At 63.4% G+C, this 24568-nt stretch carries 31 protein-coding genes; 19 read left to right on the forward strand and 12 right to left on the reverse strand.

Annotation, left to right across the window (positions count from 1 at the left end; genetic code table 11):
- The first annotated feature begins 152 nt into the window (after nucleotides 1-152).
- From FGF80_RS10195 to FGF80_RS10235, 10 genes are read left to right on the forward strand one after another with little or no spacing between them, the layout of a single operon-like run.
- Complete coding sequence (locus FGF80_RS10195) at nucleotides 153-467, forward strand: hypothetical protein (protein ID WP_138653793.1); 315 nt, start codon at nucleotides 153-155, stop codon at nucleotides 465-467.
- The gene (locus tag FGF80_RS10200) at nucleotides 464-997 is read left to right on the forward strand and encodes a hypothetical protein (protein ID WP_138653795.1); all 534 of its coding nucleotides are present in this window, start codon (nucleotides 464-466) and stop codon (nucleotides 995-997) included. The genes FGF80_RS10195 and FGF80_RS10200 overlap by 4 nt, the downstream gene beginning before the upstream one ends.
- Complete coding sequence (locus FGF80_RS10205; RefSeq protein ID WP_138653797.1) at nucleotides 994-1737, forward strand: hypothetical protein; 744 nt, start codon at nucleotides 994-996, stop codon at nucleotides 1735-1737. Before FGF80_RS10200 ends, FGF80_RS10205 begins: the two co-directional genes overlap by 4 nt.
- Nucleotides 1734-2057 (forward strand): hypothetical protein, encoded by a 324-nt coding sequence (locus tag FGF80_RS10210; RefSeq protein WP_138653799.1) that lies wholly within the window; start codon nucleotides 1734-1736, stop codon nucleotides 2055-2057. Before FGF80_RS10205 ends, FGF80_RS10210 begins: the two co-directional genes overlap by 4 nt.
- Entirely contained in the window at nucleotides 2047-2193 is a 147-nt protein-coding gene (locus FGF80_RS19160) for a hypothetical protein (protein ID WP_175417017.1), read from the forward strand. The genes FGF80_RS10210 and FGF80_RS19160 overlap by 11 nt, the downstream gene beginning before the upstream one ends.
- Nucleotides 2193-2924, forward strand: coding sequence for a hypothetical protein (locus FGF80_RS10215; protein ID WP_138653801.1), 732 nt, complete (start codon nucleotides 2193-2195; stop codon nucleotides 2922-2924). Before FGF80_RS19160 ends, FGF80_RS10215 begins: the two co-directional genes overlap by 1 nt.
- Nucleotides 2921-3334 carry a hypothetical protein gene (locus FGF80_RS10220; RefSeq protein ID WP_138653802.1) on the forward strand — a complete coding sequence of 138 codons (414 nt, stop codon included), beginning with the start codon at nucleotides 2921-2923 and terminating at the stop codon, nucleotides 3332-3334. Before FGF80_RS10215 ends, FGF80_RS10220 begins: the two co-directional genes overlap by 4 nt.
- On the forward strand, nucleotides 3331-3738 hold the full coding sequence (locus tag FGF80_RS10225; protein WP_138653804.1) for a hypothetical protein: 408 nt from the start codon (nucleotides 3331-3333) through the stop codon (nucleotides 3736-3738). The genes FGF80_RS10220 and FGF80_RS10225 overlap by 4 nt, the downstream gene beginning before the upstream one ends.
- Nucleotides 3731-4606 carry a C2H2-type zinc finger protein gene (locus FGF80_RS10230; protein WP_138653806.1) on the forward strand — a complete coding sequence of 292 codons (876 nt, stop codon included), beginning with the start codon at nucleotides 3731-3733 and terminating at the stop codon, nucleotides 4604-4606. Before FGF80_RS10225 ends, FGF80_RS10230 begins: the two co-directional genes overlap by 8 nt.
- On the forward strand, nucleotides 4603-4902 hold the full coding sequence (locus tag FGF80_RS10235) for a hypothetical protein (protein ID WP_138653808.1): 300 nt from the start codon (nucleotides 4603-4605) through the stop codon (nucleotides 4900-4902). Before FGF80_RS10230 ends, FGF80_RS10235 begins: the two co-directional genes overlap by 4 nt.
- 21 nt (nucleotides 4903-4923) lie before the next feature.
- Here FGF80_RS10235 and FGF80_RS10240 read toward each other — a convergent pair whose 3' ends face one another.
- Nucleotides 4924-5142, reverse strand: a complete 219-nt coding sequence (locus FGF80_RS10240; protein ID WP_138653810.1) for a hypothetical protein — start codon at nucleotides 5140-5142, stop codon at nucleotides 4924-4926.
- 45 nt (nucleotides 5143-5187) lie between these two features.
- Here FGF80_RS10240 and FGF80_RS10245 point away from each other — a divergent pair, with 45 nt between their 5' ends.
- From FGF80_RS10245 to FGF80_RS10255, 4 genes are all read left to right on the forward strand, one after another.
- Complete coding sequence (locus FGF80_RS10245) at nucleotides 5188-5799, forward strand: hypothetical protein (RefSeq protein WP_138653812.1); 612 nt, start codon at nucleotides 5188-5190, stop codon at nucleotides 5797-5799.
- The gene (locus tag FGF80_RS19165) at nucleotides 5796-5963 is read left to right on the forward strand and encodes a hypothetical protein (protein ID WP_175417018.1); all 168 of its coding nucleotides are present in this window, start codon (nucleotides 5796-5798) and stop codon (nucleotides 5961-5963) included. The genes FGF80_RS10245 and FGF80_RS19165 overlap by 4 nt, the downstream gene beginning before the upstream one ends.
- Before the next feature lie 223 nt (nucleotides 5964-6186).
- The gene (locus FGF80_RS10250; RefSeq protein WP_138653814.1) at nucleotides 6187-6582 is read left to right on the forward strand and encodes a DUF5805 domain-containing protein; all 396 of its coding nucleotides are present in this window, start codon (nucleotides 6187-6189) and stop codon (nucleotides 6580-6582) included.
- A complete protein-coding gene (locus tag FGF80_RS10255) occupies nucleotides 6572-7618 on the forward strand; it encodes a tyrosine-type recombinase/integrase (protein ID WP_138653816.1) in 1047 nt (348 codons plus the stop codon). Before FGF80_RS10250 ends, FGF80_RS10255 begins: the two co-directional genes overlap by 11 nt.
- A 232-nt stretch (nucleotides 7619-7850) precedes the next feature.
- Here the strand turns inward: FGF80_RS10255 and FGF80_RS10260 are convergent, their stop codons facing one another.
- From FGF80_RS10260 to dph2, 6 genes are all read right to left on the reverse strand, one after another.
- The gene (locus tag FGF80_RS10260; RefSeq protein ID WP_138653818.1) at nucleotides 7851-9080 is read right to left on the reverse strand and encodes an HAD-IIA family hydrolase; all 1230 of its coding nucleotides are present in this window, start codon (nucleotides 9078-9080) and stop codon (nucleotides 7851-7853) included.
- A gap of 263 nt (nucleotides 9081-9343) precedes the next feature.
- Nucleotides 9344-10270: a hypothetical protein gene (locus FGF80_RS10265; RefSeq protein WP_006184092.1), complete on the reverse strand. Its 927-nt coding sequence runs from the start codon at nucleotides 10268-10270 to the stop codon at nucleotides 9344-9346.
- 79 nt (nucleotides 10271-10349) lie between these two features.
- Nucleotides 10350-12398 carry a midas domain-containing protein gene (locus tag FGF80_RS10270; protein WP_138653820.1) on the reverse strand — a complete coding sequence of 683 codons (2049 nt, stop codon included), beginning with the start codon at nucleotides 12396-12398 and terminating at the stop codon, nucleotides 10350-10352.
- A 58-nt stretch (nucleotides 12399-12456) separates the two neighbouring features.
- On the reverse strand, nucleotides 12457-13293 hold the full coding sequence (locus FGF80_RS10275; protein ID WP_138653822.1) for an MBL fold metallo-hydrolase: 837 nt from the start codon (nucleotides 13291-13293) through the stop codon (nucleotides 12457-12459).
- A 177-nt stretch (nucleotides 13294-13470) separates the two neighbouring features.
- Nucleotides 13471-13878, reverse strand: coding sequence for a DUF7344 domain-containing protein (locus FGF80_RS10280; protein ID WP_006184089.1), 408 nt, complete (start codon nucleotides 13876-13878; stop codon nucleotides 13471-13473).
- A 246-nt stretch (nucleotides 13879-14124) separates the two neighbouring features.
- A complete protein-coding gene (gene dph2, locus FGF80_RS10285) occupies nucleotides 14125-15174 on the reverse strand; it encodes a diphthamide biosynthesis enzyme Dph2 (RefSeq protein ID WP_006184088.1) in 1050 nt (349 codons plus the stop codon).
- A gap of 235 nt (nucleotides 15175-15409) precedes the next feature.
- Between dph2 and FGF80_RS10295 the strand changes: the two genes are divergently transcribed.
- Nucleotides 15410-16336, forward strand: a complete 927-nt coding sequence (locus FGF80_RS10295; RefSeq protein ID WP_006184087.1) for a DUF7139 domain-containing protein — start codon at nucleotides 15410-15412, stop codon at nucleotides 16334-16336.
- A 97-nt stretch (nucleotides 16337-16433) separates the two neighbouring features.
- Nucleotides 16434-17465: a disk-shape morphogenesis protein volactin gene (locus FGF80_RS10300; protein WP_006184086.1), complete on the forward strand. Its 1032-nt coding sequence runs from the start codon at nucleotides 16434-16436 to the stop codon at nucleotides 17463-17465.
- Nucleotides 17466-17525: 60 nt separating this feature from the next.
- Here the strand turns inward: FGF80_RS10300 and FGF80_RS10305 are convergent, their stop codons facing one another.
- Complete coding sequence (locus FGF80_RS10305) at nucleotides 17526-17708, reverse strand: hypothetical protein (RefSeq protein ID WP_138653824.1); 183 nt, start codon at nucleotides 17706-17708, stop codon at nucleotides 17526-17528.
- Nucleotides 17709-17873: 165 nt separating this feature from the next.
- On the opposite strand from FGF80_RS10305, the gene FGF80_RS10310 reads away from it, so the two are divergent.
- Nucleotides 17874-18269 (forward strand): hypothetical protein, encoded by a 396-nt coding sequence (locus tag FGF80_RS10310; protein WP_138653826.1) that lies wholly within the window; start codon nucleotides 17874-17876, stop codon nucleotides 18267-18269.
- A 1-nt stretch (nucleotide 18270) separates the two neighbouring features.
- Entirely contained in the window at nucleotides 18271-18912 is a 642-nt protein-coding gene (locus FGF80_RS10315; protein WP_138653828.1) for an METTL5 family protein, read from the forward strand.
- Between the two features lie 4 nt (nucleotides 18913-18916).
- Here the strand turns inward: FGF80_RS10315 and FGF80_RS10320 are convergent, their stop codons facing one another.
- Both FGF80_RS10320 and FGF80_RS10325 read right to left on the reverse strand, forming a co-directional pair.
- Entirely contained in the window at nucleotides 18917-19477 is a 561-nt protein-coding gene (locus FGF80_RS10320; RefSeq protein WP_238705274.1) for a hypothetical protein, read from the reverse strand.
- A 41-nt stretch (nucleotides 19478-19518) separates the two neighbouring features.
- Nucleotides 19519-21360: a rhomboid family intramembrane serine protease gene (locus FGF80_RS10325; protein ID WP_138655513.1), complete on the reverse strand. Its 1842-nt coding sequence runs from the start codon at nucleotides 21358-21360 to the stop codon at nucleotides 19519-19521.
- A gap of 100 nt (nucleotides 21361-21460) precedes the next feature.
- Between FGF80_RS10325 and FGF80_RS10330 the strand changes: the two genes are divergently transcribed.
- Nucleotides 21461-21745 carry a DNA-directed RNA polymerase subunit L gene (locus FGF80_RS10330; RefSeq protein ID WP_006184079.1) on the forward strand — a complete coding sequence of 95 codons (285 nt, stop codon included), beginning with the start codon at nucleotides 21461-21463 and terminating at the stop codon, nucleotides 21743-21745.
- A 136-nt stretch (nucleotides 21746-21881) separates the two neighbouring features.
- Here the strand turns inward: FGF80_RS10330 and FGF80_RS10335 are convergent, their stop codons facing one another.
- Together FGF80_RS10335 and hisF are read right to left on the reverse strand one after the other, a co-directional pair.
- On the reverse strand, nucleotides 21882-22763 hold the full coding sequence (locus FGF80_RS10335; protein ID WP_138653830.1) for a hypothetical protein: 882 nt from the start codon (nucleotides 22761-22763) through the stop codon (nucleotides 21882-21884).
- 898 nt (nucleotides 22764-23661) lie between these two features.
- The gene (gene hisF / locus FGF80_RS10340) at nucleotides 23662-24477 is read right to left on the reverse strand and encodes an imidazole glycerol phosphate synthase subunit HisF (RefSeq protein WP_006184075.1); all 816 of its coding nucleotides are present in this window, start codon (nucleotides 24475-24477) and stop codon (nucleotides 23662-23664) included.
- Nucleotides 24478-24568 lie beyond the last annotated feature (91 nt).

Genomic DNA, 24568 nt, shown 5'->3' on the forward strand with positions numbered 1-24568 from the left:
CTTTTAGTGTATCTTGGGACGAACAGCAGAATCAGACACTCGCGGCCACGGCCGGAGCGCGCCCCAGGTACCAACTGATCGCGCCCCGGCTGTCCGCGGGTCACGAACGAAGACCACACCGGGAGGTCGATCGCTCCCGGAACGACGTGACCATGAACACGAACGAAGACCACAGCGAAAACGCTAACGGATCGAATAGTACCAACAGCCTTCCAGGCGTCATCCGCAGCTCGCTCGAGCGCCTCGGGGACGACGGCGAGATAGACGAGGCGGCCGCACTCGTTCGGCGTCTCGAGGTCGCCCAGCGCTTCGACGACGCCGAGTCCCATGCAGAGACACTCGAGCCCCTCGAGGGCGGCCCGATGCTCGGTGCCCATCGCTATTGTATCGAAGGCGACGGCGAGGACGAGTGGCTCGCGAGCAACTACGTTGTCGAGGTCGGGTTCGACGGAGGTGACGGCCGATGAAGTGCCAGAGCTGTGGCTCGGAGCTCCCGACGCACGGCCGAGAAGCGGTCGAAGATGGCGAGGCGAGCGAAGTCGTGATGCACGTCTTCGATCCAGAGGACGAGCCGTCGTTCGTCTGTAGCCAGACGGACTACTACTGCGACCTCGAGTGCGCTGCCGAGGCGCAGAACGGCACGAACTACGAGTGGGAGGTCTCGGTCACCGCCGATGTCGAGCACACGCCACGCGTCGACGCTGACTCGGCCGACGGGGCCGAGGAAGTCGCCCGCGAACGGATCGAAGAGGAATACGGTGTCACCGCCGACACCATCCAGTACGAGACAGAGCTGTCCGACGGTCGCCACCAAGTGTGTGTCTGGACCGAACGCCGTCTCTACGAGACCGTCATCGAGCCGACCTATGCAGACGCGCACGAGGCCGGAAAAGAGGTGATTACACGCGAACACGCTGTCCAGACGAGCGATATCCACAGTGTGGACGCGCGGCGAGTCCGCGAAGTCGAGTCGCACGACGGAGGCGATCGCGCATGATCGCCGGCCAGCTGGCCCTCCTCGCCGAGGCCGCCGCCGACCCCCTCGAGAACCACCACGACCAGACCGGTCGTGCCCTCGAGGTCGAAGAGACTCAGACCTACCTCGGCGACGACCTGACGATCCAGTCGGGAATGGTCGCCGGCGAGGTCCCGCAAGAAGAGGAACGCGTCCTCCTGGACGGCCACGAGATCGAGACCGAGACCCGAAACGTCACCCGCCGCGTCGCGAGCGAGTGGGTCGCCGACGTCGACGGCGAGGGCTGGATCCTCGCCGAGCAGACCCACACGAGCGGCCTTGAACACGAGCCCGACTGGCCGTTCAACGACTTCTCGCGGTTCGCCGGCCCCGAGATCGCGCCGGTCCAACTGAAGCCGTGGGAGTTCGTCCGGAACCAGCGCGACGCCGACCGGACGTGGACCGTCGAGATGGTTACCCAGGAATCGAACCTCGACGACACGACGATCGAGTGGGGCAACGGCGCGCTCAAGTCCAAGGCCACCGACGCCGACGTCGGCGTCGCGCTGACCACGTTCTGGCGCGACACGCATGTCCGGCTGGTCATCTACTCGAGTGGCTACCTCGCGATCTGGGAGCCCGCCGAGATGGAGCCGGAGCTGCTTGGCCGGTTCATCCACGAGGAGATCGTCCCGATCGCGACGTTCGATGACGACGCCGACGTCGAAGAGGACGAGGGCGCTGAACAGACGACGCTCGAGGACAGCGGGGCGGAAGCATGAAGCGAGCCCCACACGACGGCGCGGACCTGTTCGACGAGCCGCTCGAGATCGAGCGTGCGTTCCTGCAGATCTCGGGAAGTGGTGGCGATGTCACGCTCGAGCGCAACGTCGAGTACGATCACAACCCCAGTGTCGAGTTCGACGCCCGTGCGTTCCCGGGCATGGTCGAAGCGTCGGTCGACTTCGAGCAGCACGGCTACGACGGCCGTGCGATAATCGACTGGGACTACGAGAGCCTCCGTGAGTTCATCGAAGCTGTCGCGCCGTACGTCGGTCTTCGCGTCGAGCGGATGAATCGAGGTGGTCGTGATGTCCGCTGAGGAGTTCCGCGCCACGCTCGACACCGCCCTCGGTTCGGCGATCGGCGGCGGCGCAGATCTAGATGAAGTCCGCGAGATCCTCGAGGACGCACAGGACCGCGTCGACGAGGTCCAGGCCATGCGAGGTGAGGCCTGATGTCCTCGTGCCCGACCTGCGGTAACCGCGGCTACCTCTGCCAGCGCTGCCGAATGGACGAGCTCGAGGACCGCCTCGGGCTTCCATCGGAGCACTTCGATGCCGACGCGGGGATCGTCTGCTGGGTTCAGGATCTCAACGACGAGTGGCACGCCTCGATGTACTTCGAAGGCAGCCAGCACGTCAGCGCCTGCGGCGATATCTTCGAGACGCCAGTCGCCGACGTCCGCCACGATCCCCGCCGGATCAACGAGGCGGAGACGTGCCATGGCTGCATCGCTCGCCTCGAGGCCGACGACGAGGACAATGAGACGCTGCCCGACGGCGGCGAGTTCGAACCAGCGAGCAAGCTCCTCGCAGACGGTGGCGAGGTCGACGTCTACCAGTGGGTGCTCGAGAACGTCCACGAGTACCCCGCAGGGACGGACCCTCGCTGGGGCTCTCGAGGCAACCTCGTCTACGAGGGACGGAAGCTCAACGGCGTCGAAAAGAACGACGTCCAGAAGGCGATCGCCCGCGCGGTCGACAACGAGGATCTCCTCTCGTGGCACGGGCTGCTGGCCCGTGCCGAAATCGACCGGCTCCGAGAACTCGTCCGCATCGAGCACGAGGAGCACGATATCACCCGGCAGATCCTCGTCGGGAAGTGCAACAAGCTGATCGCGAAGAAGAAACGAGAGCGGGCCGGCGAGAGCGCCGAGGCCGCGGTCAACGGCGGTGAGACTGCATGAGCGCCGGCGGCGTCCCCCGCGACACCACGCCGAAGGACCAGCTCCCGTTCATCCGCCGGAACGCCACCCTGCTCGCGGAGCTCCCCGAGCCCGGCGAGCACTGGACTGCCGAGATCATTCCGGACAAACTCGCGAACCAGTTGATCGGTCTCGAGAACAAGGAGATCGTCACGTTCGTCGACCGCGTCACCTCATCGAAGTGGAAGAAGCCGCGGAACCTCTGGAAGACCGACCCCGACGCCTACGAACAGATCCTCGACATCCTTGAGGGCGAGGACCGTGACGGGCTACTCCCGTGCGGGCACTCGGCGATCAACAACGAACGGGGCGTCGACGGGATCTCGTGCGGCGTCTGTAACGAGGTCCATGCTCGTGACGATATCGACCGCAACCGAGGTGAGGTGGCGTGAGCTACGAGCAGACCTGCGACGACTGCGGCAAGGAGTTCACCGCGGCCGGGAGCTACTGCCCGTTCTGCGGTGAGCCCGTCGACGGCGGCTCGAGCACGATCGAGCGCCGCGTGACGATCACCGAGGCCCCGGACGGCGGCCTGCTGGTCGGCGAGCGCGAGATCGTCGAAACGATCGACAGTATCTGCTCCGAGCTCGAGGCACTCCGCGACGAAGTCGAGGATCCGAGGGCCAAGGCGGCGCTGCGGGCGGCAACCGGCAGCGCGTGGCGAGCCAGCGTTCTCCACCGGGTCGCGAAGAACAGCGACATTCGGATGGCCACTGACACAGGACGCGGCTCAACGTCCGTCCGTAGTCCTGTGGGAGACGGTTTCACACGCGAGTGTGGTGGGGGAGATGTCTGAGGCGGCAACCACCAACGACATCGTCGACACGCTGCTGTCGGTCCGCGAAGGCGATCGGCTCACACTCGAGGCCGAGGGATATGAATGGGCCTCGCCGTTCGAGGTCGCTAAGGTCAACGAAGAGTTGTTCAAAGCGCCGAGCGGTGATGTCTGGAAAGCCCGCCGTGTTACGCTCGCGTCGACAGCCATGCAAGGCTCCGACCGGGAATTCGATGTCTATCCCGCTGCACCGGTCCCGGATGTCGGGCCCGGCTACGGTCGCCTCGTCAGTGTCGAGCCCGTCGACGGCGAGGGCGAAGACGAGACAGAAGCAAGCGGCACCTCCACCGAGGACACATCCACCAGTGACGTCGACTCTGAGTCAGAGGCAGAGCCCGATGTCCTCGAGGAGAACGCCGCGGACGACGCGCCTAGTCCCAGTACCGAGTACCTCGAGACGGTCAACGAGGTGCTGGATGGCGACGACGTCCAGGATGAGATCACCGTCGACGCCGTCGACGATGAAGAGGAGTCCGAGTGCGACTGCGGCAAGACCTTCGAGAGTCAGCAAGCGCTCCAGGGCCACGGCCCGAACAGCTGCGAGGCTGATGAGAGCGACGACGGGATCGATCTCCCCAACGCGGTGACCGAGGACCTCGTCGACGAACTGACCAGCGGCGGAATCGAGATCGGCGACCTCGCTGACGAGCTCGGTGTCGAACGTCGACAGGCCCGATGGATCACCCACGATCTCGGATTCTACACGCGAGTCCGTGAGGTGTGGCGCGACCGCGATCGCGCCCAGCTGACCGTGGCCGGCTGGCTCACGTACGCGGCCGTCTGCGCGCTCACCCTCGGGACGGCGTTCGTGATCGGGGTGATGCTATGAGCGCTGCCGAGTCACCGCGATACTTCGAGATCTCGATCTCGGAGCACGCCCGCAAGCGCTGGGAGACGCGGTCGCCCCAGCCGAACGCAGATCCCCGAGCGGCGTGGGGCGACGCCGTCCCGGTCCACTACCCGAATCTCAAACCGCCGGCGACAGACGCGCGCTACCACGAGGAGACGGATCTCCTGTTACTCGCCGCCGCCGACGGCACGCTGACGACCTGCATTCCGTTGAAGCATCGTTCGCGAGACGAACAGCAGTACATTCGATCACAGGTGACCGATGACTCCATATAGCACTCAGCGGTTTATCGCTGCTCAGATGTCCGCGTCGATGAAAACCTGCCGCAAGAAGGCCTCTCGCTCCCGCTGCGAGTCCGGTATATCGATGTGGACGCTGTCTGCAGCGTCTTCGACGGCCAGACCCAACTGGATGAGGTCTTGGACGCGCTCAGACCGATTGTCGCCGTACTCAAGCGGCTCCTCGATGTCCTCCGCGAGGTCGTCGGGCACTGAGACCCCGAACTTCTTCGTCATGCGTGGGGGGAGTGCACGGTGTACTATAAACCGAGGTGGTCTCGCGTGACGGTCGCGATCGTCGAGTGCCAGAGCTGTGGAGCACACAGTTCCCTCGAGGAGATTGACGCAAACGGAGACACCTGCCTCGAGTGTGGTGCGGCGATCGACCCCGACGCGCCGGTGACGGTCCCTACCTCGCTCGCCGAGGGCAACTGGGACAAGATCCACGGCGACGACTACGAGCCGATCAACGGCGTCGACTTCGATCACGACAAGATCTCGGAACCCGACCGAGACATCGAGGCGATCACGGAGACGCTGTCGACGGTCGAACAGGGGGACATCGTCGCGATAGATATCGGAGCGGCTGAGGCACACGCTGAGACGTCGCTGTACGTCCTCCAGCATGAACACGATGTGGCTGGGTTCGACCATCGGATCAACCTGGTCGAGAAGCCACGAGAGGACAGCTGGACACGACTTTATATCACTGCCCTCGGCGGCCCCGAGTTCGACCCGTGGGGAGTTGTCTCGGCACCGTATCATCTCGATCGCAAGACTGCGGACATGCGCGACTTCGCATCGAACGGGTGGGTTGTATCCGCCCGAGAGACGGGCGACGAGCCCGGAACCGTTCCCACGAACCCAGACCGCAACGGAGACGATATCCAATGACGCTCATCCACGTCGACGACGACAGGCTACTGGAAGCTCACGAACAGTGCGATAACGACTCCCTTGAGGACACGATCGACCAAGCGCTCGAGCTCTTCGCCGAGCTCGAGAACGCCGAGGAGATGATCGACGTCGACGACGATCGCGAGGAGATCGCAGCATGATCGCGACCACTGTCACAAATCGGAGGCGAGAACCCCCGGAAACCCCCCGTGCACAGTGCACCGGTAAGAGCCGATACCGCCCTCAATTAGTGCACTGTGCACAAGAGAATCGCAGTACAGCGGTGGATTTTGACGGTCTCAGAAATGGGCCTACGGCTCGATATAAGCTCACTTAGCTCGAATAATAGGCAGATTGAATATCGTCGCCTCTGATGGATGGCGCATGGGCGATTCGACGGACACTGAGAAGACTGCGGTCAAAACATACGTTCCGACCTATCAAAAGGAGGAGTGGCAATCCCATGCTGACCGCCTCGACATGAGCCAAAGCGAGTTCGTTCGGACGATGGTTCAGGCCGGCCGTCGGGGGTTCGAATCCGGCTCAACGGAACCCGATTCTGCGGCCCCAGACCCTGGGGGTAACGGCCTCGAGACACAGGTCCTCGAACTACTGTCCGCTGACACGTATTCCTGGGACGAACTCCTCGAGGCGGTCGCCGACGACATCGAGTCGCGACTGGACGAGACGCTCGAAGAACTGCAGTCGGCAAACCGGATTCGATACAGCGGACGCCACGGCGGGTACACGACCGTCGACGGTGGTGGCGATGGTGACTGAACCGCGGACCGACGCCCCGGCGGACGTGGCCGATCCGATCGAGTACTTCCTCGACGATCAGCGATACCACGGGAAAAGCGAGCGGACCCTCGAGGCCTACGAACGTGTGCTCCGGCGATTCGAGACGTTCGTCCGGGAACGCTTTGACAGTGAGGCGATCGGTGCGGCCCAGCGTCGCGAGTGTATGGCCTGGATTCACTCGCTGCGCGGCGAGTTCGAATCCAGCACGATCGCGACCTACGCCTCGTATCTCAACCGGTTTTACGATTACATGACCCGCGTCGGCGTCTTCGACGGCAACCCGATGGGGGTGGTCATGGAAGAGATGTCCGAATCGATCGATACGAATCCGACGAGACGGGACCTCTCGGTCGGCGAAATGCGATCGTTCGTCGACTCGATCGCCCATCCCCTCGAGCGGGCCGTCGTCGTTACCCTCCTGAAGACGGGGATGCGTGTCGGCGAACTGTGCAATCTCGATCTGCGTGATCTTCACCTCGAGATCCCGGCGCTCGACCTCGAGTGGACGCCCCGCGTCGGACTCGAGCGGCGGCCGTCGTCGCTGTTCGTCTCGGCCGAGCCCGCCCGCGGAACGACCGTCAACGGTGAGGAACGGACGGCCTCGAACAAGCGAAAGCGGGAGACGGTCGTTCCAGTCGACGACGAACTTCGACGCGTACTGCTCGAGTGGCTGGCGATTCGACCGGATGCGGTCTCGGGGGCACGGCCGCTCTTTCTCGATACGCGCGACTCGTGGGGCCAGCGGCTCACGCCGTCGGACGTGCGCTATTTCGTCGAGACACACGCTCGAGAGCACGGGTGGTACCGAACCGGCGGCGGTACCGAGGAGAACGTGACGCCACACTACTTCCGGCACTTCTTCACCACCCATCTGCGGGATCGCACCGGCGATCGGGGGATCGTCCAGTACCTCCGCGGCGATGTCGCCGGCGACGTGATCGACACCTACACCCACAACTGGGGAGACCGGGTTCGAGAGACGTACCTCGAGTGTATCTACGAGGTGACTCGGTAACGAGAACGGATCGTGAACCGATGACCACGTCTGCGGTGGACCTGGGTCGCCGTTCGGTCAGTTCCGCGCCAGTCGTTCGGAACGTTGCGTATTTACTACGCTACGACTCAATCGTTCCATCCCGAATACAACTCGTAAACCCCATAGTGCGATATCAATATGCCGCCGGCTTTCCTCATCGGGCTCGCTCGCGATCGTGGGTACAGCGCGTGCGACTCCGCCGCAGCGGTACTTATCGAACTGCAGGTGAACCGCTGATATCGATAGCATCGGCGATCCACTGCGGCTGCATCGAAAGGATGTCGGGCGGCAGGTCGTTCACGTCGAAGAATCCAACCTCAAGGGCTTCCTCCTCATCGGCTTCAGGTGTTCCCTCTTCGATGGTGCACCGGAAGCAGTTCGTGACGAAGTGGACTGTCTTCCCGGATGAGTACGAAAACACCTGCTGCGCCGGATGGGAATACACGCCCGCCAACTCCTCAACCTCGACGTGAAGCCCCGTTTCCTCCATGACTTCTCGTGAGATTGCCTCCCGAACCGGCTCGCACCGTTCGACCGAACCCATCGGAAGCGCCCACTGTCTCTTATCAGCGCGTTTCATCAATAGCACCTCATCCGCATCGTTACGCACGACCGCAGCGACGCCCGGACGAATCTCGTCCGGCCAAGAATACGGAGGTGATTCCCACGTTTCGATTCCCTCCGTGAACAGATCGGCAAGCGTCGAAATCGTCAGGTCTGGGACCTGTAGGTCACGAGCGGATGCAGCAGTCGGTTCCTCATCAGCAACCAAAATCCCGGTGTGTCCCGCGCGGTGAGCACCGAGAACGTCCGTGGCCGGAGTATCCCCGATCACGACAGCGCGCACATCGTCACCCAGTCCATTGAGGGCCATCTCGAACATGAGTGGTTCAGGTTTCCCGACGACCGTCGGCTCCGTTCCTGCGGCCGCTTCGACCGCTCGGACGACGGCCCCGGCACCGGGTGCAGGGCCATCTGGAGTCGGGAACGATCCATCGGGATTGGTGCCCACGAACACTGCTCCCTGATCAATATGCCTCGTCGCCCGCCGGATGTCCCGATAGGATGTCCCTTCATCCGCGCCGACAACCATCGCTTCCGGATCACTGTCCGTGACCTCAACCCCCTCTGACTGGAGTTCGGTTTCCAAACCCTCACTGCCGACGACAGCGGCCGTGGTCACACCCTGCTGGGCGAGATACTTCGCAGTCGCCCAGCCTGCCGTGACAATCTCGTCTTCCTGCGCGTTGATCCCCAACTCTCGAAGATCGCTCGCAATCGTCCGTCGCGTCGGACGTGGATCATTCGTCAGAAACCGTATCTCCTTGTCCAACTCGTAGAGACGGTTTATCGAGTCAACCGCATCAGGTAGTGGCTCATCCCCGAGGTAGACCACCCCGTCAAGGTCAAGCAGGAGCACGTCAAATCGCTTAGCAATCATACAACAGCGTATTGCGACCAGCCACTTATATTCGCGTGTAATACTCTACTAGGCTACCACGCTGGCCGTGTCGTTACGCGGCAAAGTGAGGCAGGGCGATTTTGTGATGTCCATGCCACAAATCGACCAGCGGACACCGTGTCAGCTGATGGACCCCGGTATTCGGCTCCATCTTGCTTTCGTAGGGTCGACGCGTCACGCGGAGACCCGTGGACGGCATCGAGTTGACGATATCGTCGGGTGTCGACGACCGAACGGGTCCGCTACCGGCTGACCGCGAGTTCCGTCTCGAGGTCGCCGCCGTTCAATAGCGCTCGAACGAGCGCAACCGTCTCGGTCGTCTCCGCTGCGTTCTCGAGCAATACCGTCTCGCTGGGGAACAACTGTTCGCCCAGCAAGAGTCCGTGTTCGCGTGCGGTCGAACCGGTCACCGTCAAGTAAACGCCCAGCCCCGCATCGGCGATGGCGGCTTCTTCTTCGCGGCCCTCTTCGGGGTAGCGGAAGTCGATCCCGGCCAGCGCTCGCGTGCCGAGAACCGCTTGTACGAGCCGTTCGTATCTCGGTTCGATACAGAGCGATCCCTCGTAGTACTCGAGAAAATCGCGATCGAGCGATCCAGAAGCCGGAGCGACTTCGGGCGTAGCCAACAGCGTGTGATAGACGGTATCGCCGAGGCCGGTGACGACCTGTACGTCGGTGTCGGAGGGATCGATCCGAGCGTTGATATCGGCGATCCGGCCGAGCGGCTCCGGCCTGAGTTCGACGACTTCCTCGAGGACGAGATCGGCGCTGTCGAATCCGAGCGCGAACTCGTGGGTCCGCAGGGAGCGAAACGGCTCTTCGCGACCGACGAGCTGGATCGTCGCGTCGTCGGGAGCCCCTTCGACGCCCGTCAGCGGAACCGTCACACTGTCGAAGACGATTCGGCGCGGTTTGCCGGCCCGGTCGTCCCGCACCAGCGTGTACTCGGGCTCGGTCGGATCGTCGACGGCGCTGTAGTCGGCGAGACGATGGTAGACGTCCTCCTCGTCGGGGTCTATGCTCCCCTTCGTGAGCGCCTTTTCGTGGCGAAGCGTCGACGTAATGTCGTCCGCGAGTCCAGGGACCCCGAGACGGTCAGCGAGTCGGTCGAGTACCGACTCGAGGGGTCTGCCTTTGCGCGGCACAGCGATCGGTATCGTCTCGCCCATCGACCGATGGTCTACTGCCGACGGATAAACGAGTTGTGTTTCCGGAATAGCCGCATCTCGGGCCGGAACCGTGACCGATTCAGTCCGAGAACATCGAGCCGAGTTGGTCGCGCCACTCCTGGATGTCCGTCACGTCCGCTTTCACGTCCTCGAGTTCGTCCTCGACCGACTCGACATCGTCTTCTACGTCTTCGAGGTCGTCCGCGACGTCTTCGAGTCCATCTTCGACGTCCGCGATGTCGGCCTCCACGGACTCGACGGCCCCCTCGACCGATTCGACATCCGATTCGACGGTTTCCAGGTCGCCCTCGACGGTGTCGACGGTTTCTTCGACCGTTTCGAGCCCGCTGGCTACCGTTTCGACCTCGTCGTCGACCCCATCGAGATCGGCCGCGAGGTCGTCGACGGTCGCTTCGAGGTCGTCCACGTCGTCGTCGACCGCGTTCAGATCAGCCTCGAGGTCGGCGTTCCACTCGCTGAGATCAGTGACGTCGCCGTCGAGGTCGGCGACCCGTGATTCCGTTCCGCCGAGTCGCTCGTCCACCGACGCGAGGTCGGCTTCCAGCGCCTCGAGATCGGTCTGGAACTCCTCGATAAGGTGTGCGCCCGTGCCGTTCTCCTCGAGGAACGTTTCGATCGCGTCGGTGTAGGCGGCGACTTCCTCGACGCGGGACTGGAGGTACTCGACTTTCGCGATCTCGGGCCCCGAAGGCTCGAGATCGAGTGCTGTCCGAACGGTTTCGAGATCGTCGTCGTCGACCGTCCCGTCGCGGATTTCGGCCGCGAGGCGGGTCGCGATCGAGCCGTCGATGGCGTCGGCGTTGGCCGCCGCATCGTCGGATGCGTCCGCGCGTGCCGGCTCGGTCACCGTCTCGGAAGCGTCGCTCGAGGCGTTGTCAGCCGTCGCGGAAGCGTCGTCGACCGATCCCTCGTCGGCAGCCGGCTCGTCGTCGCTCTCGACCGTATCGGTAGCTAACTCGGGTTCCGCGTCATCCGCGTCGGTAACCGACTCGGCGTCCGTGTCATCCGTATCGGGAACCGGCTCGGCCTCCGTCTCGTCCGTGTCCGACTCGGGTTCCGAATCGTCAGCCTCGAGTTCGGTCTCGAGATCGGTGTCGAGCGCCGACTCGGCGTCGGCGTCCTCGCTTGCATCGTCCGACTCGTCGGTTTCCGCGATGGATTCGACGGGGTCCGACTCGGGCTCCGACGCGATTTCGTCTTCGTCGGCGGCGGCAGCCGCCTCCTCGAGTCCGAGGTCGATTTCGGGCTCGGCGTCCTCGTCCGCCGTGGCGTCGTCACCGTCGGCCACTCCGGTCTCGCCGGGTCCGGCGTCGTCCGTCCCCGCATCGTCCGCGTCGGTGCCGAGATCGAGTTCGACCGCGGGCTCGTCGTTCGTATCGCCCGCAGTGACATCGACCCCGGCGTCGTCGTCGGATTCGGGTATCTCGTCTTCCTCGAACCCGAGGTCGATGTCGGGCGTGTCCGTTTCTTCGTCGTCACCCGCGTCGGTATCGGTCGACCCGGGGTCGGTATCGACATCGTCGAAGTCGAGGTCGAGGCCGTCGCCCCCGTCGTCGTCCTCGCTGGCGTCGGTCTCCGTATCGGCGGTTGCGGCGTCAGTCTCGTCGTCGTCCTCGAGTCCCGGCACGGTGTCGGAGTCGCCGGCGATCATGTCCTTGACGGCCTGATTGCGGTCCTCGGAGACGATACTGTCGATAACCTCATCATCGACTTCGTCGGCCTCTACCGTGTCGTCGCCGCCGGTCTCGCGTTCGACGATCGTCGGCTCGGTGAGAAACGCCGCGGCTCGACTTTCGTCGTCGATCTGGATGCCGTAGACCGTCTCGAGTCGCGCGCCTGGCTCGATCGTGGCGGTGAACTCGACGTGGTGGTCCTGATAGGCCGTCCAGTCGTCGCTGTGAAAATCGGGGTGGAACCCGACCTTGTCCATCGGGAACGACTCGGGAATATCCTCCGAGAGCTGAAACGTCACGGGATCATCGCGATTCGACTCGATTTCGAACCGAATCGCGGGGACGGGGAACTCGTCCGCCGTGAACGTCTTTCGGACGGCTATCCCGTCAGTACTGACCTCGATCACGTCATCCGTGTCGGCGGTGCTACTCATATGGACCCAACGTTACGATACCATTACTATAAATCGTGCGGACGGATTCACTCTCGATCTACGACAGATCGACGCGATCGCCGATCTCGACGATCTCGAGTCGTCGGGGATGATCGAAGCTCGCCGCGTGGTGGTGTAGCGCCGTTGGATCGGCGGTAAGCCCTTTCCACATGTCCCAGTGGCTCGGCAGGAGTCGCTCGCACTCGAGGGCGGCGGCGCACTCGATGAGTTGATTCTCGTCGTTGTACCAGCGCGTCCGCTTCGGGTCGCGGGTCCGCTTGTCCGGGATCTGCCCTACGGTGCCGAACGCGAGCGCCGCGAGATCGATCGCGTACTCGTTGCCGAGTTGCTCGAACTCGTCGGTGGGTTTCGTGTCCCCGCCGTGGAAGAACGTCCCCGCCTCGTGCTCGAACACGTAGCTCACGGGGTGGGTCGCATCGGGATCGTTCGCCTGCTCGACGTGAACGGTGAACTCGCCGATCTCGAGGGTGTCGCCCTCGGCGACTTCGGTTAGCTGGTCGCCGGCCACGTCCCACTCGTCGGTCCACGCCTCTTCGTCGCGGGCGACCGCGACGCTGTCGTCGGGTGCGTAGAACGGCGCGCCAGTGTTCGCGAGGATCGGCGCTTGGCTCGGTCCATGAACGTGGTCGGTGTGTTCGTGGGTTGCCAGCACCGCGTCGGCCGCTTCGACATCGTCCGGATCGAACGGCACGGGGATCATGCGAATCGTCCGCGGCGGATCACCCAGGCCGAGGTACGGATCGACGTAAATCGTCGTTCCTTCGCGGCCCTTGACGACGAAGCCGTTACAGCCGAGATACCAGATCGCGACGCCGTCCGGAGTCGCGTCCTCCACGTCGCGAACGAGCCAGTCGCCCCAGTCGCTTCGGATCATACGGGAGGATGCGGTGACCGATTGGGTAAGTGTTGTCGTCTCCGCCGACGCGGTGCCGACCCGCTCTAGCGCGGCCGGCGTGGCGCGATCGGACTGAGAGAGACGCAGGTGGTGGACGCGGCCGCGCGTTTCGACCACGTCGAGTGAGCTCGACCCGTATACCGCGAAAAGCGTCCGTCAGCGACCGTCGGCCGGAGCCTCGGAGACGGCATCGGCGATGCCAGCATCGGTCGGCTCCCGATCCGAACGCGTGACCACGGCTCCAAGGTCGTCGATCATCCGGCGATCGGCGACCCGGAGCAGACCGTTGTCGGTCTCCTCGAGCAGCCCCGCGTCCGTCAGGCGGGGCAGGTGTCGGTGGTGGAGCGCGACGAGCGCTCGATGATGGTCGTCGTCGGTCACCGTAGCGAGTCTTTTATCGGCCGTGACCGCCGCGAACCGGAGCGCAAGATCGTCTTTCCCGATTCCCTGGGGCGTTCGATCGCGGACGAGACGGAGAACGGTTCGGCGGCGGGTATCGGCGAGGGCGTCGAAGAGTTCGTCGCGGGCGGCGGCCGCGGACCCGCTTCGTGCTGTGTTACTCATCGACTACCAGTCGGGGACTCACGTGCAAAAGAACTCCTCCAAACCACTTTGGATGCAGTGTTTGTCCCCTCTCTGTGGGGTGAAATTCAACTAAAGGCGTTATTTCTTCGGAGAACGTCCTCTTTCGTTTCAGTCCGACTGCCGAGCACGCAATCGGTCGCTACCGTCGTTCACTGCGCCCCGACCGCATCGAAACGAATCGATCGGATCGACGAACGAGCGAGGCGCGGAACCGACCGTCTGTCGCTACCAGGTGCCGTGGAACGTATCGAACGAAAGGCTATCGAGCGGCTCGTCACCGACGGCGATCCGGTACTCGCCGGGGGTGAGCATCGGCTTGTGGAACTGCGGACCGTCGTCGGTCGTGATCCGCGGACAGCCGGTGTTGACGAACGCGTCCATATCGAAGTTCCGCAGGCGGTCGGGCGTCACCTCGTCCATCGTGATGAGGTAGGCGTTATCGTTGTCGTCGAGGATCTCCTGGGCCATCTCCCAGCGGCCCTGGCCGATCTTGGTACAGAAGATGACCCCCCACTTCTCGGCGTCCATCGCGCGGTGGATGGCTCCGTAGCGTTGTTTCATGAACTTGTCCGTATCCGCGACGGTGACGACGTTGTTGACCGGGTCGGCGATAACGACGTGTTTGTCCGGGTGTTCCATCGCCAGTCCGAGGGGGTGGAACTTCCCGCCGCCGACGTACAGCACCTGGTCCGCGGGCACGTCCGCGCTCGCGTAGTTACAGCCGAGCACCTGCCCCTCGTGGGTGAGCCGATCGTCGCCGCGACGGCTGTGGACCTCGTATCCCTGCTCCTCTAAGAACGCCTTCATCTCGTCGTAACGGTTCATGTGCTGGGCCGTGGTGACGAGACCGACGCCCTCCGTCTCCTCGGGGGGCTCGAGCGTCTCGAGGGACTCCTCCATGATCGGCGTGACCTCGACGTTCGAGAACAGCGGGACGTAAATCACCTTGTCCGTGTCTTTCATCGGCGAGTGGCCGAAGTGAACGAACACGTCGGTGCGTTTCATCAGATAGGTATCGAGATCGCAGGCACCGTAACACGGCTGGCCCGAGAGCATGAACGTCACGTCGTCGTCGGCCAGTTCGCGGAGGTCGTCCGCGACGGCCGGGCCGCGCCGCTTCAGTCCTTCGGGGAACTGGAGTCCGACCTTCGTTGCGTCCCGTTCCTCGATCGCGTCGACGATCTCCTCGAGTTCGTAGTCCCATTCTCGATCGTGCTTGAGACGCATTCCCGTGTTCCGGAGGTCCCCCTCGGTGTACTCCGACTCCTGACTCATTGGCCGCCCTAACGCCCACGGACGTATATACTGCACGCTGTGCCGAGACACGCGTGTTCACCGTGCTCGCGGTAATCGACGGCAACGCGTGCCGGGACTGGGTCGGTCGCCGACCACTGCCGTTCGGCAACCGGAAGCGGTCGCCGCCGTCCGACGGTCGAGTCGACGTATGGGCCGTTCGATCGTTCGTTTTTCGTCCCAACAGTCATAGTACTGGAGCATAAACGGAGCGTTAATGGCAGCGGAACAGGCCGCAGACGGCTATCTCTTCGACCTCTATCGTCGATACATCGGTGAACCGGAGGACCGGACCGACGTCTACGTCGGCTTCGGTCTGTTTCTCGGCGGGATCGGGCTGGCGATCGTCGCCCTCGTACTTTTCGTCTGGGCTAGCACGTTCGAAGCGCGGTCCGGGAGCTACTTCGCGTGGGTCGGTCCCGCGTACGCGCTCGCGATGATGGCGCTTCCCGTAACCATGCTCGGAATCGTCGTACTCCTTCCCTCGGAGCGCCGGATGCTGTACACCTCCGTCGCCGGCATCGCCATCACTGCCGGCGCAGTCGTCGGCTTCCTGGTCGTCTATCCACACCACTGGAACGGCTACGGCGCGAATTACACCGTTCACGTCGTCGCGGTCTACGCCCTCGGACTCGCCGGGATCACCGCCTCGACGGGCGCGGCGCTGATCGCACACTACCTCGACATGGCACAGCAAGCCGAGGCCGTCGCGACCGAAGCCGACGCGGACGACGCCGAACCCGAACTCACCGACGCGGAGGTGCAACGGGACATCGACGACGCGATGGACGGCGTCGAACTCTCGTGGGGCGGCGTCGAACAGACCGAGCACAAACGACTCTCCTTCTCGAGCGACGACCTCGACGACGTCAGTATCGACTCGGACGCCGGGACGACGACGACCCGCTCGTCGGGCGTCGATGCACAGGTCGCGGGCCTCAAGGGACTGAAGGGAGGCGAGACGAAAGAGACCACCTCGAGTTCGACGGTCGACGACCAAACGGCGAAACTGCGGGAACTGCGCGAACAACAGCGGGCGGAGGAGTTGGCCACGGCCGACGACGACGGCGGTGCCGTCGAAACCGTGGCGAAGCCCTTTTCAGGGCTCGTCGAGAGGCTGCGGGCTCTCGTAAAACGGAGTTAATGTCGTTTGGCCGGAGGAAATTCGAAATTGTACCGTAACCTATGAAAGTGGAATTAATGCACATAGATTTATAATCCGTCGGTGGCCTTGCCCACGTATGGCCAAAGGCCTGGACGTCGGTACGATGAACATCCTGTCAGCACAGCAGGATGGGAACGATACAGTTTTCGTGCAACAGCGTAACTCATTCGTCGAGATCGAGTACTCGGATATGGCCGAGCAGATGCTCTCGCGAAGCGAAGTACTCCACATTCGCAAGGACGATAAGGTCTACGTCGTCGGCGACGACGCGCTCAACTTTGCAAATATTTTCAACAAGGAGACCCGTCGCCCGATGAAACACGGGATCCTCTCGAACGACGAACAGAGCGCGATCCCGATGATGAAACTCATCATCGAGCAGGTCGTCGGCGAACCCGCCTATCCCGACGAGAAACTCTACTTCTCGTCCCCCGCCGACCCGATCGACTCCGACCTCTCGACGCTGTACCACCAGAAGACGATCGAGTCGTTCCTCGACGACATGGGATACGACTCCGAACCGATCAACGAGGGCATGTCCGTCATCTACAGCGAACTCGCGGACAACAACTTCACCGGCCTGGGGATCAGTTTCGGTGCCGGGATGACGAACGTCTGTCTCTCCTACTACGCGGTGCCCGTCATGAAGTTCTCCGTCGCCCGCGGCGGGGACTGGGTCGACGAGCAGGCCGCCCGCGCGACCGGAACGCCCGTCGACAAGGTCACCTCGATCAAGGAGGACGACTTCGAACTCGACTTCACGACCGATGTCGGGGGCGTCGAAGGGGCGCTTTCGATCTACTACGAGAACCTCCTTGACTACGTCATCGAAAACATCGTCAAAGAGGTCGACGAGGAAGACGTCGAGGAAGGGCTGGACGTCCCTGTCGTCGTCACCGGCGGGACCTCGAGCCCGAGCGGCTTCGAGGCGCTGTTCCGTGACCACCTGGCAGACGCGAACATTCCGTTCTCGATCAGCGGCGTGAGCCACGCGAACGAACCGCTGTACAGTGTCGCCCGCGGTGGTCTCGTCGCCGCACGCTCCGACGAGGACGCCGAACACCGACAGGACGACGAGGACGCGGAAGCGGCGGCCGCAAACGAATAAGTCTCGCAACCGCGGACTGCGATTCTTTCGGGACGCCACGGCGAGCGACGGACCTCGAGGTCACTCGCCGACCGACTCCTCGTAGAAGCGGTTGAACGCGTCCCGCCAGGACTCGGGCTCGTTGCCCTCCGGCTGGTGTTCGACGGGGACATCGGCGAACCCACAGTAGGGACACGCGACCGTCGACACTGCTCCGAGGGAGAGCTCTTCGACGGTACCCCCACACCGCGGACACTGCTCCATACCTGTAACTTTCCCGGACCGTCCTTAACTCTATTCGAACCTGTCGCGGCGTAGAAGCTTCCCGCCGGGCCGATTCGTCGGTCCGCGGACGGCGTCGGGTCGTCCGTTGCATTACTACTGCGAATTCAATAACCTTTTTGTATGCAGGCTATGTATGGTGCGGTAATGAGTACGACGTCGTCCCACGGTCCCACGATCGATCGCTGTCACCCCGCAGATGCCACGCCGGTCACCATCGAGGCCGCAGCGCTCGAGTCGACGGCATCGGCGTACCTCCGCGATCTCAAGGAGCGACTGACCGACGAGGGGCTGGTCCCCGCCGAACTGACCGTCGACGCGTGTTTCGACGAGGATTGCTCGCTCGCGACGCAGGCGGAGGTGGATCGCATCCGCGGCTACGTACGCGCCGGGTCCTTCCTCGGTGTCGGCACGGTGACCGTCACCGTCGATGGCGTCGCGGACCCCGAAAAGGTCCGACCCGCGTTGGCGGCCTGTGCGGAACGAGCCGACCGCGACGGGCTCGCGTTCGCTCTCGAGGGACCCATCGCCGTCGACGCGTGAGATGGCCGGTCCATCGCGACGGACGCTCGCTCGCCGTCTCGAGTCGATCGTGGACTTTTCCGACCCCGCGGCCGACCTCGAGCAGTATCTGACGCCGGCGGAGCTTGCGGCCCACATCTGTCATCTGGCCGGGTTGCACGACGACCTCGAACGGCGAGTCATCGATCTCGGAACGGGAACCGGGATGCTCGCGATCGCCGCGTCGCTGGCCGGGGCCCGCCGGGTCGCGGGGATCGACGTGGACTCGGGAGCCCTCGACCTGGCTCGACGGAACGAACGGACGGTTCTGGACGGGCACGGGGCGGGCAGCGACCGCACTCTCGAGTGGCTCCGCGGGGACGTCACTCGGCATCCGTTCTCGACGACCGACGCGACCGTGGTCTCGAACCCACCGTTCGGTGCTCAACGCGGGAATCGACACGCGGATCGGGACTTCCTCGAGACGGCCGGCGAAATCGCGACCGTGTCGTACACGATCCACAACGAGGGAAGTCAGTCGTTCGTCGAATCCTACGCCGCGGACGCCGGCGGCGAGGTGACACACGCGTTCCGAGCCGCGTTCCCGATCGCGAAGCGGTTCGCGTTTCACACCGAGGCCGAGGAGACGCTCGAGGCCGAGGTCTTCCGGATCGAGTGGGAGTAACAGCTTAGGTTCGTTCGGGACGGATTCCGGGACCGGAATTACCGCGGTCGCTGTCGGCGACGCGTCGAACGCTGATACCCACGAGATAGCTGCCCACCGCGAGCGGAAGACCGATACCGATCGCAGCGCCCGCCCCATCGGCGAACGCTTCCGATAGCGAGACGACCACCGTCATGTGTCCGACCGTGTATTCGATCCCGTACCGAGCGAGTCCGACGCCGAACGGGACGCTGGCGACGAGCGCGAACGTCGGAATAAACCCGCCGGTGATGGCAGCGCTGACAGCGCCGATGCCGACGACCAGACAGGTCGCGGCCACGACCTCGGCGTGGAGTTCGGCCCCGGTCCACGTTTCGACGACGACGTCGGCGACGCGGCCGCTACTGATCGTCGCCCCGACACCTGCTGCGACAGCGAGGGCGAGTACGACCGCGAGGACTCCGACGACCAGGGATACCGCGGGACGGCGACCGACGAGCCAGGGCGGTACGACCGAAACGAGCGAACGTCCCCGTTTGCGGAGTTGACTGCCGTCAAATGATCTATATCTAATCGTTCCGTTCACGACTAAACAGCAACTGAGAATAGCCTGCGACGGGACCGCGATTACCCGACCGCGCCGTACGTCTCTTCGCTCGCGATCGCGACTCGCGTTCCGTCGGCGGCTGCGTAGATCGACTCGTCTTCCCGGTCGAACGTGAGCCCGCCCGCCGCCGTTGTCTCGTTTGCAGCCGGCACCGTCGTCGTCGCGACCGCGCCGGTCTCGGCCGCTGTAACCTCGAGGACGAACGTCCCGTCGTCGGAGTCGATCGTCACGTTCCGATCGGCGATTCGCGCCGTGGCTCGCGACCCGTTCGATTCGTACGCGAGCTCGGTCGCGTCACCCTCTCCCAGTCGGACCTGGTAGACGGTGTCGTTGCCGACCGGGTCCCAGCCGGTGCGTTCGACGTGAACCGCTTCGCGCCAGCCGGGGCCGCCGACGTACACCGTTTCCTCGCCCGTAACGGAGAGTCGGCGGGCGCTGACCGCCTCGAGCCAGAGTTCCCGTTCGTCGCTCGAGACGATCACCCCGCTCGACTCGAGACCCGCGTCGCTCTCGAGTGCCTCGATACCGATGCCGCTGACGAGCGCGTTCTGGACGCCTTCGGCGTACTCGATCGTGTAATCCCCGATCTCGACGGCCGACTCCGAAGACGCGGAAGCCTCGTCGACGACGAGGAAATTGGCGGGGAGGGCGATCCCGGCGAGGACTGCGAGAACGACCATGACCGCCAGCACGGCGGTCCGTTTGCGGCTGCAGCCGAACAGCGAACCCGAGTCGCGGGCTCGCGTTCGGGTTCCGGCCGCGATCTCTCGAACGCGGTCGACGCGTGCGGTGACGGCCCCGTCGCCGCGATCGGTCCCGACCAGTTCGAGCACTCGATCGACCGACGGCCGCTCGCGGCCGTCCGATCCGAGTGTCGGCCGCTCCGACCGCGTGAGTAGCCCCTCGAGTCGCCGCGGGACTAGCGGTCGTTCCGACGCTGTCATCGAGAGCGTGACGACCAGTGCAAGCACCGACACGACGGCGATGCCCGGCCCCTGATAGAGGACGTACGTGTTCTCGCCGCCGAACCAGTAGATCGCCCACAGCCGTTTCGTGAACCCGAAAATAAGGATCGCGAGCCAGAGGTGCACCGGATTCGGGCGCTTCCCCCGATGCTCGAGGAGCGCGATGCCGAGAACGAAGCCCAAAAAGAGCCCCAGGGCGTGGCCCTGAATGGCGATCCCGGCCCACGACGGGGCGGTGGGCGGCTGCGGCTGGGCGGTGTAGACGCTGATCGGCTCCCTGAGCGCGTAGAAGAGTCGCAAGAGTACGCTCTGGACGCCGAGAGTGCCCACGATCGTGACGATCGGATAGTGGACGATCGCGAAGCCGGCGAAGGCGAAAACGACGCCGGAGAAGCCGATCACGGGACCGAGCGCGAACAGGCTCGTGACCAGGCCGACGGCGATGACGGCCAGCGGAAAGACCACGAACGCCCGCACTCGAGGGGCGGCATACCAGGCGTCGGCCCGACCCGGGTCGCGTTCGGTTGGATAATGTCCCCAGATGAACTCGGTGAGCGGGGCGACGACGGCCGTCCCGGCCAGGTTCCCGATGAGGTGGCCGGGGCCGGCGTGGGAAAACGCCGCCGTGACCATCCCGAGCGGATAGAAGTACGACCAGGTCCGGTAGGGGATCGTCACCGGCTCGTCGACGTTCGTGAGCCCGTCCTGTACGAAGAGATAGACACAGACCACGAACGCGATGACCACGAGCGACCCCCACGGGACGCCGTAGACGAATCGTGACTGGAGCACGTCACGCCAGCGCCGCGCCGGCCGATGGACCCGCCGCACGACGGCGATCGACCCCACCAGCGCCGCGGCGACGAGGACCGACAGCAGGGCCGCAAGCGAGAGCATGTCCCGTGGTTCGAACGGGGGCGTATAGTGATTTGCCTTCAGCGAACGCGCGAGCGGCGGCTTCGAAAGGTACAAGCAGCCGACGACCCGACTGGATGACATGGAACTGCGGGTCACCGAGAGCACCGAGAACGAACTCTCGATCGAAATCGCCGGCGAGGACCACACCTTCATGAACGTGCTCAAAGGCGCACTGCTCGAGCACGACGACGTGAGTGCAGCGACCTACGACGTCAACCCCGAACAGTCGGGTGGTCAGACCGAACCCATCCTGACCATCAAGACCGAGGCCGATGCCGATCCCCTCGAGTGTCTCGAGGACGGAGCCGTGACCGTTCGCGAGAAGGCCATGTCGTTCCGGGACGCGTTCGAGGCGGCCGTCTGAAACGCAGCCGGTAGAGAACCGATCGCACGATTCGATTTCGGCGCTCGTTTTTGTTCGAATCGAGTTCCCTCTCCGTCACCGACAGCGGCGGTTCGATCACGTCGAACCACGGGGATGCTGGCCGCCGCGCCACTCGTCAGCACGTCGCGTAAAAGGCGTAGATGTCCCCGTTCGGGGCGACGTGAACGTCGACTCCCTCCGCGTCGAACCCGGTTCGCATCGCGTCGCCGTACCGCGAGAGGGAGTCCGCGACGATCGCGTCGGCGAGGGCCGCCTCGTCGGTGTAGTCCGCGGCCGAAACACCCGTAATGATGATCGGTCCCTCCTGGGGGATCGCATCGCCACACGCGTGATCGAACCTGCTGGCGTCGACGCTCTCGGGATCGGAGTCCCCGAACTCGCGCTCGACGAGCCGACGGTTCTGGTACTCCGCGTAGGCCGCAAGACCGCTGTCGTACGTCCGACTCTCGGCTGTCTCCCGCTCCGCCTCGAGTCGGTCGTGAATCGCTCCCTCCGTGGCCTCGAGATCGAGCCCTCCCGACTCGGCCCCGTCCCCGGGCGCATCCGGCGGTGATGGTTGGCCGATCCCCGGCAACACCGACGGCGGGACGATCCCCGTCACGAACAGGGCGACGACGATGCCAATGACGACGAAGATCGGGAGGTAGGGCTTTGCGACCTCGAACCAACTCGGCGTGTCGAGGTCCCGCTCGAGTCCCTCGTAGGTCCGCTCGACCCGCTCGAGGTCCGGATTGCCACAGCGCGAACAGGGCGGGGTATTCCGGACGTGCTCGCGGCCGCAGTTCGAACAGGCCCAGACGTATTCCGGGCCGGTTTCGACGGTTCCGGACGGGATGGGGTCGCGATTACCGTCGGGTGTGCCACCGCTCCCGGCCCCCGAGTCGCGTTCCTCGTCGACGCGAACGATCGCCTTCTCGAAGCTGTTGTGGCCGCAGGCGTCACAGGGTGGATCGTCATTCGCGTGCGGTTTGCCACACCGCGCACACCGCCACTTCACTGGTAGAAAAGCACGACCGCGAGCGTATAAGGATACTGGAAGCTCGGACACCATCGGTACCGCGTAGAATAGTCGTTGGAAGCCACTGTTTCCGAGCCACACGACGGTATACAACTTCTGTGGTGTTCACGTATGGTAACACAGCCAGACAAAACTTCGTAGGGAGGCAGTCGGGAGAGCGTCCGCGAGTAGCTTGAAACGAGTATACTATTGACGGATGATCGGTCCCCGTCATAGCTCCTATTAGTGAAACGAAATTCAAATCAACAGTGAATACTGGGGTGGGGAATTGGATAGCAAACTGACTAAAACACAATGGTTATATATGGAACAATTCTATGTCAGAACGTAAAACTAAGAATCAAAAATGGATCGACGAAGTTTCTTAAAAACAGGAGTGTGTATTCCCCTTCTTAGTTTGAGTGGTTGTAGTACAATCAGGGAAAATGACGAAACCGAGACGATCCACCGACATCTTAAATCAAGTTCAGTATGGAACGGGATTTCATCGGAAGTTACACAGACGATATTTATACCAGAACTTTTGACGGATAATGAACGTGTAGAACTGCTCATAACTACTAGTCTTAACATACCTGAAAACATCGATCTACAACCCAAGGAAACGACGGTTCACTTGGTTCTGAGTGATATTGTTGATGAATGGCATGGTAGTTGGGGGGAATCCACCCAACAGACTTGCAACCTATCAGTGGAAATAAAAGGAGAAAAAACAATATCCATTAATTCAAATACTACATTCGAATCGGGTGGTTCGGTCGAAACTGATCGATACGAAAAAATAAGGAATAAAAGTTAAGTCTATTCTATATGATGTGGGTCGTATATTGTGTACGCCGCAGACCGCGTGTCGCAACCGATCCCTGGCGACGGACTCTCAAATCCGGACGGGAACGCCGTGCTCGTCGAGGTAGGCCTTCGTCTCCGCGATGGAGTACTCGTCGAAGTGGAAAATCGAGGCCGCGAGGCCGGCGTCGGCACCCGCCTCGGTGAACACGTCGTACATGTCTTCGGGACCGCCACAGCCCGAGGAGGCGATGACCGGCGTGTCGACGGTGTCACAGACCGCTTCCGTCAGCGCCAGGTCGTAGCCGTCTTTCGTCCCGTCCTTGTCGATCGAGTTGACGAAGAGCTCGCCCGCGCCGCGGGATTCGGCTTCGGCGGCCCACTCGAGGACGTCGATGCCGGTCCCCTCACGGCCCCCTTTTTTCGTGCACTCGAACCAGCAGGACTCGCCGTCGATCTCGACGTAGTGTTCGCCGTCCTCGTCGAACCGCCGTCTGGCATCGACGCTGATGACGATACACTGGTTGCCGAACGCGCGCGCGCCCTCGGTGATCAGTTCGGGCCGCTCGAGCGCGCCGGTGGTGATCGAGACCTTGTCCGCGCCGGCTCGCAACGTTTCCTTGATATCCGCGGTGGTGCGGATGCCGCCGCCCACGGTAAGCGGGATGAAGACCTCGTCGGCGACGCGCTCGACGACGTCGAGCATCGTCTCGCGGCCCTCCGCGGAGGCGGTGATGTCGAGGAAGACGAACTCGTCCGCGCCGGACTCGTTGTAGGCTTTGGCCATCTCGACCGGGTCGCCGGTGTATTGCAGGTCCTCGAAGTTGACGCCGGTGTAGACCGCCGGGTTCCCGTCCTCGTCGAGATCGACGTCGATACACGGGATGACTCGCTTGGTCAGTACCATGTGATTCGTACCCGTTCCTTCGGACCGGGGGTAGTAAAGGGGTCTGGATCGGGCGGTCGGCGAGATTCGCCCGTAGAACCCGCGACGCCGG

The sequence above is a fragment of the Natrinema pallidum genome, assembly GCF_005890195.1.
Classification (GTDB): domain Archaea; phylum Halobacteriota; class Halobacteria; order Halobacteriales; family Natrialbaceae; genus Natrinema; species Natrinema pallidum.

Excerpts from the sequence above, each read along its gene's own strand:
- FGF80_RS10195 (WP_138653793.1), top strand. The coding sequence starts at position 153 with ATGAACACGAACGAAGACCACAGCGAAAACGCTAACGGATCGAATAGT.
- FGF80_RS10200 (WP_138653795.1), top strand. The coding sequence starts at position 464 with ATGAAGTGCCAGAGCTGTGGCTCGGAGCTCCCGACGCACGGCCGAGAA.
- FGF80_RS10205 (WP_138653797.1), top strand. The coding sequence starts at position 994 with ATGATCGCCGGCCAGCTGGCCCTCCTCGCCGAGGCCGCCGCCGACCCC.
- FGF80_RS10210 (WP_138653799.1), top strand. The coding sequence starts at position 1,734 with ATGAAGCGAGCCCCACACGACGGCGCGGACCTGTTCGACGAGCCGCTC.
- FGF80_RS19160 (WP_175417017.1), top strand. The coding sequence starts at position 2,047 with ATGTCCGCTGAGGAGTTCCGCGCCACGCTCGACACCGCCCTCGGTTCG.
- FGF80_RS10215 (WP_138653801.1), top strand. The coding sequence starts at position 2,193 with ATGTCCTCGTGCCCGACCTGCGGTAACCGCGGCTACCTCTGCCAGCGC.
- FGF80_RS10220 (WP_138653802.1), top strand. The coding sequence starts at position 2,921 with ATGAGCGCCGGCGGCGTCCCCCGCGACACCACGCCGAAGGACCAGCTC.
- FGF80_RS10230 (WP_138653806.1), top strand. The coding sequence starts at position 3,731 with ATGTCTGAGGCGGCAACCACCAACGACATCGTCGACACGCTGCTGTCG.
- FGF80_RS10235 (WP_138653808.1), top strand. The coding sequence starts at position 4,603 with ATGAGCGCTGCCGAGTCACCGCGATACTTCGAGATCTCGATCTCGGAG.
- FGF80_RS10240 (WP_138653810.1), bottom strand. The coding sequence starts at position 5,142 with ATGACGAAGAAGTTCGGGGTCTCAGTGCCCGACGACCTCGCGGAGGAC.
- FGF80_RS19165 (WP_175417018.1), top strand. The coding sequence starts at position 5,796 with ATGACGCTCATCCACGTCGACGACGACAGGCTACTGGAAGCTCACGAA.
- FGF80_RS10250 (WP_138653814.1), top strand. The coding sequence starts at position 6,187 with ATGGGCGATTCGACGGACACTGAGAAGACTGCGGTCAAAACATACGTT.
- FGF80_RS10255 (WP_138653816.1), top strand. The coding sequence starts at position 6,572 with ATGGTGACTGAACCGCGGACCGACGCCCCGGCGGACGTGGCCGATCCG.
- FGF80_RS10260 (WP_138653818.1), bottom strand. The coding sequence starts at position 9,080 with ATGATTGCTAAGCGATTTGACGTGCTCCTGCTTGACCTTGACGGGGTG.
- FGF80_RS10265 (WP_006184092.1), bottom strand. The coding sequence starts at position 10,270 with ATGGGCGAGACGATACCGATCGCTGTGCCGCGCAAAGGCAGACCCCTC.
- FGF80_RS10270 (WP_138653820.1), bottom strand. The coding sequence starts at position 12,398 with ATGAGTAGCACCGCCGACACGGATGACGTGATCGAGGTCAGTACTGAC.
- FGF80_RS10275 (WP_138653822.1), bottom strand. The coding sequence starts at position 13,293 with ATGATCCGAAGCGACTGGGGCGACTGGCTCGTTCGCGACGTGGAGGAC.
- FGF80_RS10280 (WP_006184089.1), bottom strand. The coding sequence starts at position 13,878 with ATGAGTAACACAGCACGAAGCGGGTCCGCGGCCGCCGCCCGCGACGAA.
- dph2 (WP_006184088.1), bottom strand. The coding sequence starts at position 15,174 with ATGAGTCAGGAGTCGGAGTACACCGAGGGGGACCTCCGGAACACGGGA.
- FGF80_RS10295 (WP_006184087.1), top strand. The coding sequence starts at position 15,410 with ATGGCAGCGGAACAGGCCGCAGACGGCTATCTCTTCGACCTCTATCGT.
- FGF80_RS10300 (WP_006184086.1), top strand. The coding sequence starts at position 16,434 with ATGGCCAAAGGCCTGGACGTCGGTACGATGAACATCCTGTCAGCACAG.
- FGF80_RS10305 (WP_138653824.1), bottom strand. The coding sequence starts at position 17,708 with ATGGAGCAGTGTCCGCGGTGTGGGGGTACCGTCGAAGAGCTCTCCCTC.
- FGF80_RS10310 (WP_138653826.1), top strand. The coding sequence starts at position 17,874 with ATGAGTACGACGTCGTCCCACGGTCCCACGATCGATCGCTGTCACCCC.
- FGF80_RS10315 (WP_138653828.1), top strand. The coding sequence starts at position 18,271 with ATGGCCGGTCCATCGCGACGGACGCTCGCTCGCCGTCTCGAGTCGATC.
- FGF80_RS10325 (WP_138655513.1), bottom strand. The coding sequence starts at position 21,360 with ATGCTCTCGCTTGCGGCCCTGCTGTCGGTCCTCGTCGCCGCGGCGCTG.
- FGF80_RS10330 (WP_006184079.1), top strand. The coding sequence starts at position 21,461 with ATGGAACTGCGGGTCACCGAGAGCACCGAGAACGAACTCTCGATCGAA.
- hisF (WP_006184075.1), bottom strand. The coding sequence starts at position 24,477 with ATGGTACTGACCAAGCGAGTCATCCCGTGTATCGACGTCGATCTCGAC.